At 32.5% G+C, this 13,303-nt stretch carries 10 protein-coding genes; all 10 read right to left on the reverse strand.

The window, feature by feature from the left end:
• Positions 1 to 302 precede the first annotated feature (302 nt).
• The 10 genes from hfq to thiW all read right to left on the reverse strand — a co-directional run bounded on the left by hfq (position 303) and on the right by thiW (position 13,299).
• Complete coding sequence (hfq, locus tag IDG45_RS07885; RefSeq protein ID WP_000561359.1) at positions 303 to 536, reverse strand: RNA chaperone Hfq; 234 nt, start codon at positions 534 to 536, stop codon at positions 303 to 305.
• A gap of 14 nt (positions 537 to 550) precedes the next feature.
• Entirely contained in the window at positions 551 to 1,486 is a 936-nt protein-coding gene (gene miaA, locus IDG45_RS07890; protein WP_001798536.1) for a tRNA (adenosine(37)-N6)-dimethylallyltransferase MiaA, read from the reverse strand.
• Between the two features lie 17 nt (positions 1,487 to 1,503).
• Entirely contained in the window at positions 1,504 to 2,418 is a 915-nt protein-coding gene (locus tag IDG45_RS07895) for an alpha/beta fold hydrolase (protein ID WP_000136955.1), read from the reverse strand.
• A gap of 149 nt (positions 2,419 to 2,567) precedes the next feature.
• Positions 2,568 to 4,241: a glycerol-3-phosphate dehydrogenase/oxidase gene (locus tag IDG45_RS07900; RefSeq protein ID WP_001218598.1), complete on the reverse strand. Its 1,674-nt coding sequence runs from the start codon at positions 4,239 to 4,241 to the stop codon at positions 2,568 to 2,570.
• 157 nt (positions 4,242 to 4,398) lie between these two features.
• Positions 4,399 to 5,895: a glycerol kinase GlpK gene (gene glpK, locus IDG45_RS07905; RefSeq protein ID WP_000417379.1), complete on the reverse strand. Its 1,497-nt coding sequence runs from the start codon at positions 5,893 to 5,895 to the stop codon at positions 4,399 to 4,401.
• A 128-nt stretch (positions 5,896 to 6,023) separates the two neighbouring features.
• Positions 6,024 to 6,842, reverse strand: coding sequence for an MIP/aquaporin family protein (locus tag IDG45_RS07910; RefSeq protein ID WP_001103747.1), 819 nt, complete (start codon positions 6,840 to 6,842; stop codon positions 6,024 to 6,026).
• A gap of 474 nt (positions 6,843 to 7,316) precedes the next feature.
• Positions 7,317 to 7,859 (reverse strand): glycerol-3-phosphate responsive antiterminator, encoded by a 543-nt coding sequence (locus tag IDG45_RS07915; RefSeq protein ID WP_001077635.1) that lies wholly within the window; start codon positions 7,857 to 7,859, stop codon positions 7,317 to 7,319.
• A 5-nt stretch (positions 7,860 to 7,864) separates the two neighbouring features.
• Positions 7,865 to 9,874: a DNA mismatch repair endonuclease MutL gene (gene mutL, locus IDG45_RS07920; RefSeq protein ID WP_000516257.1), complete on the reverse strand. Its 2,010-nt coding sequence runs from the start codon at positions 9,872 to 9,874 to the stop codon at positions 7,865 to 7,867.
• A 12-nt stretch (positions 9,875 to 9,886) separates the two neighbouring features.
• Positions 9,887 to 12,505: a DNA mismatch repair protein MutS gene (gene mutS / locus IDG45_RS07925; protein ID WP_000073332.1), complete on the reverse strand. Its 2,619-nt coding sequence runs from the start codon at positions 12,503 to 12,505 to the stop codon at positions 9,887 to 9,889.
• Positions 12,506 to 12,807: 302 nt separating this feature from the next.
• On the reverse strand, positions 12,808 to 13,299 hold the full coding sequence (gene thiW, locus IDG45_RS07930) for an energy coupling factor transporter S component ThiW (RefSeq protein WP_000842277.1): 492 nt from the start codon (positions 13,297 to 13,299) through the stop codon (positions 12,808 to 12,810).
• Between the last annotated feature and the right edge of the window lie 4 nt (positions 13,300 to 13,303).

Below are 13,303 nucleotides of genomic sequence, written 5' to 3' on the forward strand. Positions count from 1 at the left end.
TACAAAGGAGAAAAAAAGAAGACAACCAAGCCCAATAATGGACTGGCCGCCTAATAATAAAAACTCTAAAAGTTGTAATTTAAAATAGTTCTTTAAATTATATACCCACCACATTTGGTGGAGAACCCATATATTGACTCGGCCTTTATATGAAGCGTTTTTATTACAAACATTCCTCTATTGTATCTTGTCATTTGAACATCATTTAATTGATGTCACATATGACTTTATTTCTATATCTATTTATCATACTTCAAACGTTATGTACACGAGTCATTAAATCGTGCCCATATGATTACAACTTATTCTTCACTTTCAGTAGATTCTTGACCTTCAGTTTCTACTGTATAAGTGCTGATCGCATGTTTGTAAATCAAGTGTTGTTTGCCTTGAGAATTTAAGCTTACGACATACTTGTCGTATTCTTCAATAACACCTTTCATTTGGAAACCGTTTAGAAAGAATACAGTTACTTCAGTTTGGTTTGCTTTAAAATTCTCTAGTGCTTTGTCTTGGATGTTTTCGTTTGCAATCATCTGTCGGACTCCTTTTACTTAATCTGGGTTGTAATCTCATCTAACATCATTTGAAGTGACATATTTTCTTTATCTAACCAATGAACACTCATTTTATTCTTGAACCATGTCATTTGTCGTTTTGCATATTGGCGTGAATGTTGCTTTAAATCATTGACAGCATCTTCATAAATCATTTGTCCGTTAATCACAGGTATTAATTCTTTATATCCAATAGCTTGCATACTTTGGCAAGATTCATAGCCTTGTTCAACAAGTTGTTGCACTTCTCTAAATAATCCGTGATCCAACATAATATCAACACGTTTATTTATTCTTGAATATAATGTTTTACGCGACATTTCAATCCCTATTAATAATGTATCATAATTTTCAGTAAATTGTTGCACTTTCTTACGATTACTTAAAAGTTTTTTTGTTTTAAAATAGTATTCGATAGCGCGCAACACTCTCTGTCGATTGTTTGGATGAATATTTTTGGCAGAAGCCTCGTCAAATTGAGCTAAATATTCGTGTAGTTGCTGATTATCTAAATGTTCTAATGCAGATAACTTTTGTTTAACTACGGATAATTGTGCAGGTGTAACTGTTTCATCTTCTAATTCATAATTATATATTAATGATTGAATATATAAGCCTGTTCCACCTGCTATGATTGGAACTTTACCTCTATTCGTTATATCAGTAATTAAATCTTCTGCTAATCGCTTGAATTCATATGCTGAAAATGTATCATCAGGATTCAAGATATCAATTAAATGATGTGGAATACCATCCATTTCTTCAGGTGTTACTTTTGCAGTTCCAATATTCATATGTTTGTAGACTTGCATAGAGTCACCGCTTATGATTTCACCATTGATACGCTTCGCGAGTTCGATGCTAAGCTCTGTTTTACCTGAAGCAGTTGGCCCCACAATTACTACAATAAAAGGCTTATTTTTATTCATATTTAATTCCACTTTCTTTATTTTTTATAAAATTGATTCAACCATTTAAACAAGTCTTCCCAAATTTTGTCATGTTCTTTTTCAAATAACACTTCATGACGTTTATGATGATAAAGATTAACTTTAACATTTTTAATGCCGGCTTTTCTATATATATTCGCCAATTTTAAAATCCCTTTACCATAATCACCTAAAGGATCGTCATATCCTGAAACTAATAATATAGGCATGGCATGATTTAACATTTTTATATTTTTTAATTGTGATGTATGTAGCATATAATAGGCTGTTTGATATAATAATTGATTTGACACATTAAATCCACTATATGGATCTTTAATAAAGTTGTCTACTTCAGTTGGATTACTAGAAATCCAATCACTTTGTGTACGTAATGGACGTATTTTTTTATTAAAACTATTTGATACTAACTGGTTAACCCATTCAACCCGTTTCTCAGCACCATAAATTTTTGTAATAAGTTGTAACACCTTAACGGTTGGTAATCCTTTCCATAATGGATACATACCAGTACCACTTAAAATTAGACCATCAACATATTGCGGATATGTTTCTACAAACAATCTAGCTATAACGGATCCCATTGAATGTCCGATTATAATGTATGGTTTATCAACATTGCCTCTCACTGTTTGCGCTACTTCAAAGGCATCACCGATAACTCGTTTCATATCATCGTAATGCCCTCTTGTTGATTCATCAATATTAATACCATGTCCTCGATGATTATGACGTATCACATCGAAGCCATGCTTTGAAAGTGCATGTGCTAATTTATCGTAACGTTCCATATGTTCAGCCATACCATGAAATATATGAATAATTCCTTTTGAATCTACATTTGTAAAATTCACTTTAACTTCAATATTCGTGTTATCTTGTACAGTTAATTTAAATTGTTTTTCAGTCATCATCTCACACCTTTAATAACAACGTTTTTATATTCGCTTTTATTATTATCATACATTTAGTGATGCATAGTTTCAATTGACTAATGTATCTCATATAAAAAAACTGATGCCCCTAAAACAGGACACCAGTTTATGATTGTACAAATTAATTATTCTTTAACTGCTGGTTGATTATTTCCATGTTGCGCTTCTTTAATTGCTTGCTCAACTTCTTCAGTATAAGCCTCAATTTGAGCTGGTGAGTAGTCTAACATATCAGCCATAATATCGATGATACTATCTTTATAATCTAATACATCTTTAATATTGAAGTACATTTTACCAGAACGACGAACTAAGAAATCGTTAGGTTTGTATACCATTTCTTGTTGAATACTATAAACAAGTTCTACATAAATTTCTAATGGTAACTTGCTATCATGGTATTGAGATGTTTGCGCAATGTTGAACAATTCATCAACATTTGAACCATATTTAGATGCTAAACGTCTTGCAACATCTTCATCAATGCCGAATCCTTTAGCTACATCTACTTTTTGCTCTACAAACGCATCAAAGTTCTTACTACCACCTACATCGCCACCTGAAATTGCCAGACCTTTTGTATTACATGGACTAAATGTTAAACCGTAGTCTTTTTTCAAGCGTTTAGATACTAAATCAACAATGTCTTGAGCCATGTGACGATAGCCTGTTAATTTACCACCTGCAATAGTTAATAAACCTGATTTACCTTCCCAAATTTCATCCTTACGAGAGATTTCAGAAGGGTCTTTGCCTTCTTCGTAAATTAATGGTCTAATTCCTGCCCATGTTGATTCAATATCTTCATCTGTAACATTAACACTAGGGAACATGTAATTAATAGCATCGATTAAATAGTCTCTGTCTTCTTGTGTAGTTAATGGTGAAGATTTGATATTGTCATAGAATGTATCTGTAGTACCTACATACGCTTTTCCTTCACGCGGGATTGCAAAAATCATTCTTCCATCTTTTTCAGTATCAAAGTATACTGCTTGACCTAATGGGAATTTTGATTGATCAATAACAACATGTACACCTTTAGTTAAACGTAATTTTTTATTATTGCGTGCATAATCACCACTTCTAACATCATCAACCCATGGACCTGCTGCATTAACCACTTTTTTAGCCTTAATTGTATAATTTTCATTAGTTAATTTATCTATAACTTTAACACCATTTACTTGTTGATTTTTATCATAAGTGAAGTGTTCTGACTTAGTATAGTTGATAATTTCTGCGCCTTTTTCAGCAGCACGCTTCATAACTTCAATAGTTAAACGCGCATCGTCAGTACGATATTCAACATAGTAACCGCCGCCTTTTAGACCTTCTTTTTTAACTAATGGTTCTTTAGCTAAAGTTTCTTTTTTAGATAACATTTTTTTACGTTCAGACTTTTTAACACCTGCTAAACGATCATACATTCCTAAACCAATTGATGTTGAGAATTTACCAAATGTTCCACCTTTATGCATTGGTAAAAGCATCCACTCTGGAGTCGTAACATGAGGCCCATTTTCATAAACAATCGCACGTTCTTTACCAGTTTCGGCAACTACTCCAATTTGGAATTGTTTTAAGTAACGTAAACCACCATGGACTAATTTTGTAGATCTTGAGCTTGTTCCTTGTGCAAAGTCTTGCATTTCAACTAATGCAACTTTCATTCCTCTTTCACTCGCGTCTAGTGCAATACCTGCACCTGTAATACCGCCACCAATAATTACTAAATCATATTCATCATTTCTTAAATTCTTTTTAATATGTTCTCTCTTAAAAGTAGACAATGCCATTCCAAAACGCCTCCTAAAAAATGTAAAAACGAGAGACTTGTCCCACATAAACAATCCTTCAATTGTACATGTTCGAACAAATCTCTCGTTTCTCGATTCAAATATTAACTTAAATTGATTGTATCACAATGTTTATACAAAAGTCTAATCTACAAGTTTATTCTGTTTTAAAAACTTGTGTTGCTTCAACAGCTTTTTTCCAACCTCTATATAATTTTTCTCTTTCGCCTTCATCCATTTTCGGATCGAATTTTTCTTCTAATTTCCAGTTTTTAGCGATATCATCTTTACTCTCCCAGAATCCAACTGCTAAACCTGCTAAATATGCAGCACCTAAAGCTGTAGTTTCTTGAATTTCAGGTCTTTCAACAGAAGTATTAACAATGTCTGCTTGGAACTGCATAATAAAGTTATTCTTAACTGCACCACCATCGACACGTAAACTTTGGACATCGATACCAGAGTCTTTTGACATTGCTTCCATAACGTCACGAGTTTGGTAACATAATGATTCTAATGTTGCACGGATAAAGTGCTCTTTTTCAGTTCCGCGTGTTAAACCGAAAATCGCACCACGTGCTTCAGAATCCCAATATGGTGTTCCTAAACCTACAAAAGCTGGAACAACATAAACACCCTCAGTAGAGTCAACTCGTGTCGCATAACTTTCTGATTGTGGTGCTGAATTAATCATTCTTAATCCATCACGTAACCATTGGATTGCTGAACCCGAAACAAAGATTGAACCTTCAAGCGCATAATTTACTTTTCCGTCAATACCATAAGCAATTGTTGTTAATAAACCACTTTCAGATTTAACCGCTTTGTCACCTGTATTCATTAACATGAAACCACCAGTTCCATATGTGTTTTTCACGTCACCACGTTCGAAGCAAGCTTGTCCAAATAATGCTGCTTGTTGATCACCAGCTACACCAGCAATTGGTACTTCTTGACCATAGAAGTGGTAATCAATTGTCTTACCATATACTTCACTTGAAGGTTTAACTTCTGGCAACATATTTTTAGGTACTGTAAGTAGTTCTAATAACTCATCGTCCCATTCTAAATCATGGATATTAAACATTAATGTACGACTCGCATTTGAATAATCAGTAATATGCGCAGCTTTTCCTGATAATTTCCATACTAACCAAGTATCAATCGTTCCAAATAATAAATCGCCATTTTCTGCTTTTTCTCGTGCACCTTCAACATTGTCTAGAATCCATTTAACTTTTGTACCTGCAAAATACGGATCTAAAAGTAATCCTGTCTTATCTCTAAATGTTTGTTCATATCCTTGTTGTTTTAATTCTGAACAAATTGATTGTGTTTGACGTGATTGCCAAACAATTGCGTGATAAATTGGGCGGCCAGTATGTTTGTCCCAAACAACCGTTGTTTCACGTTGGTTTGTAATACCGATACCTGCAATTTGATCAGCTCTAACATCATTTTCATTAATTACTTCCGTCATTACAGCTAAAACAGATGTCCAAATTTCATTTGCATCATGTTCAACCCAACCTGATTGTGGAAAATATTGCTTAAACTCACGTTGTGCTACCCCTGCAATTTCCCCTTTTTGATTGAATAAAATCGCTCTTGAGCTTGTTGTTCCTTGGTCTATAGATAAAATATATTTTTCCATTAGTAGTATCTCCTTTATTAAAAAATAATCGCTAACCCATTGTACAAAATCTGTTAAATTTTGGCGAAAAAATAGCATAATCCATGAATCAAACATGTTAAATTATGCTATTTACGTTTCTTTTTATTTTAGTAAATTGATTCGATATCACCTTTTTTTGATGATTTATTTAAAATGTAACCTAAAATCAAAGTAATAATAACTACAACAATTGCAATTGCACAACCAATATTAAATGTATGTTTATAAAATACAGCGTATACTACCGCGCCTAATAAACCACCGGCAATTGGTCCTAAGATAGGAACGATTGCATATGACCAATTTGAACCACCTTTACCAGCTATTGGTAAAATCGCATGTGCAATTCTCGGACCTAAATCACGTGCTGGGTTGATTGCATAACCAGTAGCACCGCCTAAACTTAATCCGATTGCAACAATTAATGCTCCGACAATTAAAGGATTTAAACCATCGGCAATTTTGTTTACACCGATAAATAAAATACCTAAAGTTAATGCCATTGTTCCGATAATCTCACTTAAAAAGTTGGCAAAGTAATTCTTAATAGCCGGTGCTGTAGAGAAAACACCTAATTTCGCGCCAGCTTCTTCTGTCGCTTTCCAATGTGGCAAGTACATTAACCATACAATTGTTGCTCCGACAATTGCACCTAACATTTGAGCAACAATATAACCAGGAACTAATGACCAATCAAAACTTCCGTCTAATGCAAGAGCTAAAGACACCGCTGGGTTTAAATGTGCACCTGAGAATTGACCGACAGCATACACACCCATTGTAACCGCTAATCCCCATCCAGCTGTGATGACAATCCAATCAGCACCATTCGCAGCACTTCTCTTTAAATTGACATTGGCACAAACGCCACCACCAAAAAGGATTAAGATTGCAGTTCCTAGGAATTCTGCTAAATATACATTCATATTAAATGTCCTCCCAAAAAGACAAAGAGATTCCTACACTAGCAGTTTGGCTCGTAGAAATCTCCCGTCTCTATTCTATGTATTAACTTTTATTATATTTGTTATAATACTATCGACATGAAAGCGTTGTCAATGGTTTTTGTAAAAATTTTGTCAAATTTAATTTTTCAAGTCTTTATAAAAGTAGTTTAATTTGAAAACTAGAAATATCAATCCGTACTAAATAGTCTATGTCGTTCAGTTGCTTAAATGACATTCTTCAGCCATATTTTTTATGACTAGTTGCATTTTTTACAAATAAACACCTCTATAACTTTAATGATTTTAATCGTTTTAGAGGTGCTAATTATTTTATTTAATTATTCTTTGTATGATACCTTAAATTCCTTATTACATATCCCATATGAAAACGGCTTTTTTAATATGTTATATGACTAAATCTAGTGAAAAATCTAATTTTTGCAGCCTTATGATTCACCAGAGTTTATCATAACTAGTTGTTACATATTTCGCTCCATTTTTAACAGCTTCATTAACTTCATCTATTGTATTAATTAGGCCACCTGCAATGACTTGTGTATTTGTTTCTTTCTGAATATGATGAATCGCTTTACTCGCAACACCTGGAAGTACTTCAACAAAATCAGGTTCAACTTTTTTTATCAAATCTATACTGCGTTTCAATGCTTGACTATCAATAATAAACACTCTAAAAATCGTTAAAGTATTTAATGATTTCGCTTTTTTTATTACTTTAGATTTAGTCGATACAATACCTTTTGGCTTGTATTGCTGAATAATAAATTCACTTGCAAATTCATCGTGGCTTAAACCTTTTATCAAATCTATATGAATAAAACACTCTATATGATTTTGCTTCAGCAATTCCATAATACTTTTAATATGTCCTATATGCATATCTAGAAGCACACACATTTTATAATCTGTTTTAATCAGTTTCTCTAAATCTTTAATGTTTCTTATGGCAGGCAATATGTTGTTATTCACTTGATTCATCCTCTCTACATCACACGCTTAAATAATTTTTCTAATTCGTATTTTGAAAAATTAATGATAATTGGACGACCATGTGGACATGTAAATGGATCTTCCGCTTCTCTTAATTGATCAATTAAATCAGACATTTCATGTTTTTGTAAATAATGATTCGCTTTAATAGATTTTTTACATGACATCATGATTGCTACATCTTCACGTAATTTTTTGATATCTACTTTTTTCTCTTCCAAAATTAGCTCAATCATATCTTTAATAATTTCTTCTACTTCATCTTTAGGGAACCAAACTGGATAGCTACTTACAATATAATCATGACCACCAAAATGTTCTAGCATGATACCTACTTGTTGAAGCTCATTTTTATATTGATCAATGACTAATTGTTCATCTTTTGAAAAATGAAATGTTAACGGGATTAATAAATCTTGTACTTCATTGGTAACTTCACCTATTTTATCTCGAAAATATTCATATTTTATTCTTTCTTGAGCTGCATGCTGGTCAATCATGTACATGCCAAATTCATTTTGAGCAATAATATACGTTCCATGTACTTGGCCAACAATTTCCATATATGGAATTCTTCGTTTAGGGTCTTTACTTTTTGTTCCTTTAATATCGTTTACATCATAATAATCATCGGATGCTTTATTCTCATAATTTTGCACAGATGTATCGTCATTTGAATCAAATGTTTGATCCATTTCTTGTAAAATTTCTTGTTGTTTTTTGAAGTAGTCTTCATCTTTTTCACGTGTATTATTATAACCGGAAGATTCATCATCAGCTATTAAACTTTCAGACGTTTTCGTTACGAATGGATTATATGAATCTTCTTTTATAACTATCTCATCGTTTTGATTTTCTGCCATAAATGGCTTACTGTTACTTTCTTCAGATGAAAACGTCTTCTCTTGGTTATTCTCTGTGTTTTGTCTTTGTTCAAATTCGATTTTTTGTTGTTCGAATGAATGTAACACTTTATTTTTTTTCGGCACATAATCCAAGTTATTTTTAGGAATTAATATACGGTCTTTAAATGCTTCTTGTATTTTGCTCACTATCAATTGATATAGTTGCTCTTCTTTTGATAAACGCACTTCTAGTTTTGTTGGATGAACATTTACGTCTACTAAGATTGGATCCATTTCAATATTAATATAACAAATCGGGAACCTACCTATTGTTAAGAGTGTATGATAGCCTTCTAAAATCGCTTTATTTAACATAAAGTTTTTAATGTATCGTCCATTAATAAAAATAGAAATATAGTGCTTATTACTTCTAGAATGTTCAGGTTTTGCAACAAAACCTTCAATGTGATAATCACTTGTATCTCCAGATATATGTACTAAATCTCGTGCAACTTTCATCCCATAAATCTCTGCCATCACTTCATTAGTTCGTCCTGAACCATTTGTACTTAACATTGTTTTGCCATCTGAAATGAGTGCTATTCGAATGTCCGGATGGCTCATTGCCATTCTGTTGACAATATCTGTTATTTTACCTAGTTCAGTGTATAAACTTTTAATATATTTTAAACGTGCTGGTGTATTATAAAATAATGATTCTACAAGTATATCTGTTCCTTTTTTCGCTTTTGCAGGCTTATGATTTAATATTTCACCATTTTCTACATATATTTCATTTCCATTAGCATTATCCGTGCAAGTCTTCAATGTTACTTTAGCAACTGATGAAATACTGGCTAGTGCTTCACCACGGAATCCTAATGTCCTAATATGAAATAAATCTTCATCTTGATCTAATTTACTAGTCGCATGTCTATGAAATACTAATCCTAAGTCTTCCGCTTCAATTCCGCTTCCATTATCGACTACGCGAATAGATTGGACGCCAGATTCCTCTACTTCAATGCTTATTTCTGTAGCGCCTGCATCTATAGCATTTTCCAACAGTTCTTTCACAACAGAACTCGGTCTTTCAACTACTTCACCTGCTGCGATTTTATTTGCTAATGAGGTTTGGAGTTCTTTAATTTTCCCCATTCTGCAACACCTCTATTTTAATTGATTTTGTAATTCACTTAACTTCACCAATGCCTCAATTGGTGTCATATTAGATAAATTCAAATTTTTAATTTGTAGTTCAATCTCGCTTTCTTGATCATTTTCAAACAAATCAAATGATGCTTGTTCAAAGTCTTTTTGAGATAAAGTATCAGTTGTTTCTTCAACACTTAAGTTTGAATTTTCTTGATTAATTTCAGGTTCATTTTCGACCATTTTTAAATTTGATATCGATGATTTTTTATCAGCAGACGCTTCAAACTCGCTTAGGATCACTTGTGCTCTGCTAATAACTTTTTCAGGTAAATCAGCTAATTTCGCAACTTGAATACCATAACTATCGTCAACTGCACCATCTTTGACTTTATGCAAGAATATAAGTTCACCTTTATATTCATTAGCAGCGACGTGAACATTTTTTAGACTTGGTAATGCTTGATCTAATGTTGTCAATTCATGATAATGTGTTGAAAATAACGTTTTAGCATGTGATGTTTCAGCTACATACTCTATCATTGCCTGCGCTAAAGCTAAACCGTCATACGTTGAAGTACCACGTCCAATTTCATCGAAAATAATCAAACTATCCTCTGTTGCATAAGTTAATGCCTTTTGTGCTTCTAGCATTTCTACCATAAACGTACTCTTACCTGAAACCAAATCATCTGCCGCACCTATTCTAGTGAATATTTGATCAAATATAGGTAACACAGCCTCTTTACAAGGGACATAAGCTCCCATTTGGGCCATTATACTAATTATGGCAACTTGTCTCATATACGTCGATTTACCAGACATATTCGGACCTGTAATTAAATATATAAATGTTTCATTATCTAATCGACAATTATTAGGCACATAGTCATTATAATCCATTACTCTTTCCACTACTGGATGCCTAGATTCCACTAATTCTAATGTTTTATTTTCACTAAATGAAGGCCTAGTATAATTATATTTTTGAGCAATTTCTGCAAAGCTCTGTAAACAATCTAACTCTGAAATAATTTTAGCTTGTTGTTGTAAACGTTCAGTATATTTTTTAACTTCTTCACGTAGCTGAACAAATAATTGATATTCTAATTCAATAGCTTTGTCTTCCGCACCTAAAATGATATCTTCTTTTTCTTTAAGTTCATCAGTTATAAATCGTTCCGCATTCGATAACGTTTGCTTCCTCATATAACCAAATTCACTTGGTTCAAAATTTTGCAAGTTGGCACGTGTTATTTCTATAAAATAACCAAACACTTTATTAAAGCTTATTTTCAATGATTTTATTCCTGTACGTTGTCTTTCTTTGGCTTGTAGTTCTGCTAACCATGTTTTTCCGTTTTTTGAAGCTTCAAGATATTCATCTAATTGCATATTAAAACCAACTTTGAATAGTCCACCATCTTTAACTGAAATTGGTGGTTCTTCTACTAAACTCTGTTCTAATATATCAAGTAAATCATCAAGTGGTTCTAGTTGATTAACTTGTACAAGAGTATCCTGATTCATAGAATTTAGTAATGCTTTAATGTTCGGTATTTCAGAAATGGAATGTTTAAGTTGAATTAAATCTCTCGCATTAACATTTCCGTAACTAACACGCCCAACAAGACGTTCAATATCATACACTTGATTAAGATATGTTCTTAAGGTGTCTCTTTCTATGAAATGAGCACTAAATTCATCAACGATATCTAATCGTGCTTCAATTTGTTCTTTACTTATTAGTGGTCTATCTATCCATTGTTTTAATCGACGTGCTCCCATTGGTGTTTTCGTTTCGTCCATCAGCCAAAGTAGCGTTCCTTTTTTGGATTTTAATCGAATGCTTTCCGTTAACTCAAGGTTTCTCTTAGCATAAAAATCCATTTTCATATAATCTATAGCTGCATATTGAACAACATCCTCGATATGCGATAAATCACGTTTTTGTGTATGATGAATATAATCTAGCAATAATTGTGTCGCTTGATACATTAATTTATGTTCAGTTTGATTCACACTATAGATTTCAGGTGATAACGTTTCCCTGACTGTTATTGTTTCTGTCACCATATTAATTTGTCTTTTTAAATGATCGGAAATATTGTCATTGATAACAACTTCGTTAGGGTTTATCGTCGTAATTTCATTTAATAAAGTCGCTTCATCATTAAAATGTGTAACCTTTAATTCACCAGTAGAAACATCACAGTAACTAAGCGCAATTTCAGGTTGATTCATAACAAAACTTAAAATATAGTTATTTTGTTTATCATCTACACCACCTTGCTCCATCACAGTTCCTGGAGTCACAATTCTTACTACCTCACGTCTAACCATACCTTTCGTTTGTTTCGGATCTTCCATCTGTTCACAAATAGCTACTTTATATCCATTATTAACAAGTGTATCTATATAACTATCTGCAGAATGATACGGAACACCACACATCGGAATTGGATTTTCTTTTTTAGCATCTCTTTTAGTTAAAGTAATTTCAAGTACACGTGATGCCTCCTTGGCATCTTCATAAAACATTTCATAGAAATCACCTAGTCTAAAAAATAATAAGCAATCTTGGTATTCTGATTTTATTTTTAAATATTGCTGCATCATTGGTGTAACATTAGACATATTATTTCTTCACAACCCTTGTCTCTTTTTAAAATTTGTCTTTACAATATATTCGTTTGTAAGCTTTCTAATTATTAATTATTTAACTTATACATTTTAACATACTTACTTTTACAAACCTATTCATACCATATAATAACGAAGCATCTTAAATGTATAAGAAAACGCCTCAAACCTAATAAAATGTGTTAATAGCATGTTTAGAATTATATTAAAATTCTAACATTCAAGACATTTAATTAAGTAAGGGCGTTCAATATTAAAATGAACAATGACTCTGTTTGAAATCATATATCATAAAATTATTTTATAAACCTTTGAAGAATACCACGTTTTTTTAGAGTAATTAATAAGAAATAACTTATAATAGATCCGATAGCACTTGAGACTATGAACGTAATCATTAACGGTTTAATGAAGAAGTCTTGAAGCCCAAGGAAATATGCTAATGGTATACAAATTAAACTTCCGATGACACCAGTTCCAAGTACTTCACCGACCGCGGCCATGAATATATGTTTACGATATATGTAAAACATACTAGCCAATAAAACTCCAATCATACTACCCGGAAATGCAAAAGCTGTACCAGTTCCAAAAAGAACTCTTAAAATTGATGATATAAGCGCTTGAGCTAATCCATACCAAGGACCTACTATGACCGCACTTAATACATTTACAAAATGCTGTACTGGTGCTGCCTTAACTGGTCCTAGAGGAATGATGATAATACTGCTTAATACAACATTTATTGCAATTAAAAGTGCAGTTATAGCCAGTTTTCTTGATTTCATATGA

Origin of the sequence: Staphylococcus sp. EG-SA-10, assembly GCF_017151945.1 — a bacterium.
In the GTDB taxonomy this organism is placed as follows: domain Bacteria; phylum Bacillota; class Bacilli; order Staphylococcales; family Staphylococcaceae; genus Staphylococcus; species Staphylococcus aureus.

What these genes read in the sequence shown, in the direction of transcription:
- IDG45_RS07900 (WP_001218598.1), bottom strand. Translation starts at nt 4,241, where the DNA reads ATGGCATTGTCTACTTTTAAGAGAGAACATATTAAAAAGAATTTAAGA.
- miaA (WP_001798536.1), bottom strand. Translation starts at nt 1,486, where the DNA reads ATGAATAAAAATAAGCCTTTTATTGTAGTAATTGTGGGGCCAACTGCT.
- mutS (WP_000073332.1), bottom strand. Translation starts at nt 12,505, where the DNA reads ATGTCTAATGTTACACCAATGATGCAGCAATATTTAAAAATAAAATCA.
- glpK (WP_000417379.1), bottom strand. Translation starts at nt 5,895, where the DNA reads ATGGAAAAATATATTTTATCTATAGACCAAGGAACAACAAGCTCAAGA.
- hfq (WP_000561359.1), bottom strand. Translation starts at nt 536, where the DNA reads ATGATTGCAAACGAAAACATCCAAGACAAAGCACTAGAGAATTTTAAA.
- IDG45_RS07915 (WP_001077635.1), bottom strand. Translation starts at nt 7,859, where the DNA reads ATGAATCAAGTGAATAACAACATATTGCCTGCCATAAGAAACATTAAA.
- IDG45_RS07895 (WP_000136955.1), bottom strand. Translation starts at nt 2,418, where the DNA reads ATGACTGAAAAACAATTTAAATTAACTGTACAAGATAACACGAATATT.
- thiW (WP_000842277.1), bottom strand. Translation starts at nt 13,299, where the DNA reads ATGAAATCAAGAAAACTGGCTATAACTGCACTTTTAATTGCAATAAAT.
- IDG45_RS07910 (WP_001103747.1), bottom strand. Translation starts at nt 6,842, where the DNA reads ATGAATGTATATTTAGCAGAATTCCTAGGAACTGCAATCTTAATCCTT.
- mutL (WP_000516257.1), bottom strand. Translation starts at nt 9,874, where the DNA reads ATGGGGAAAATTAAAGAACTCCAAACCTCATTAGCAAATAAAATCGCA.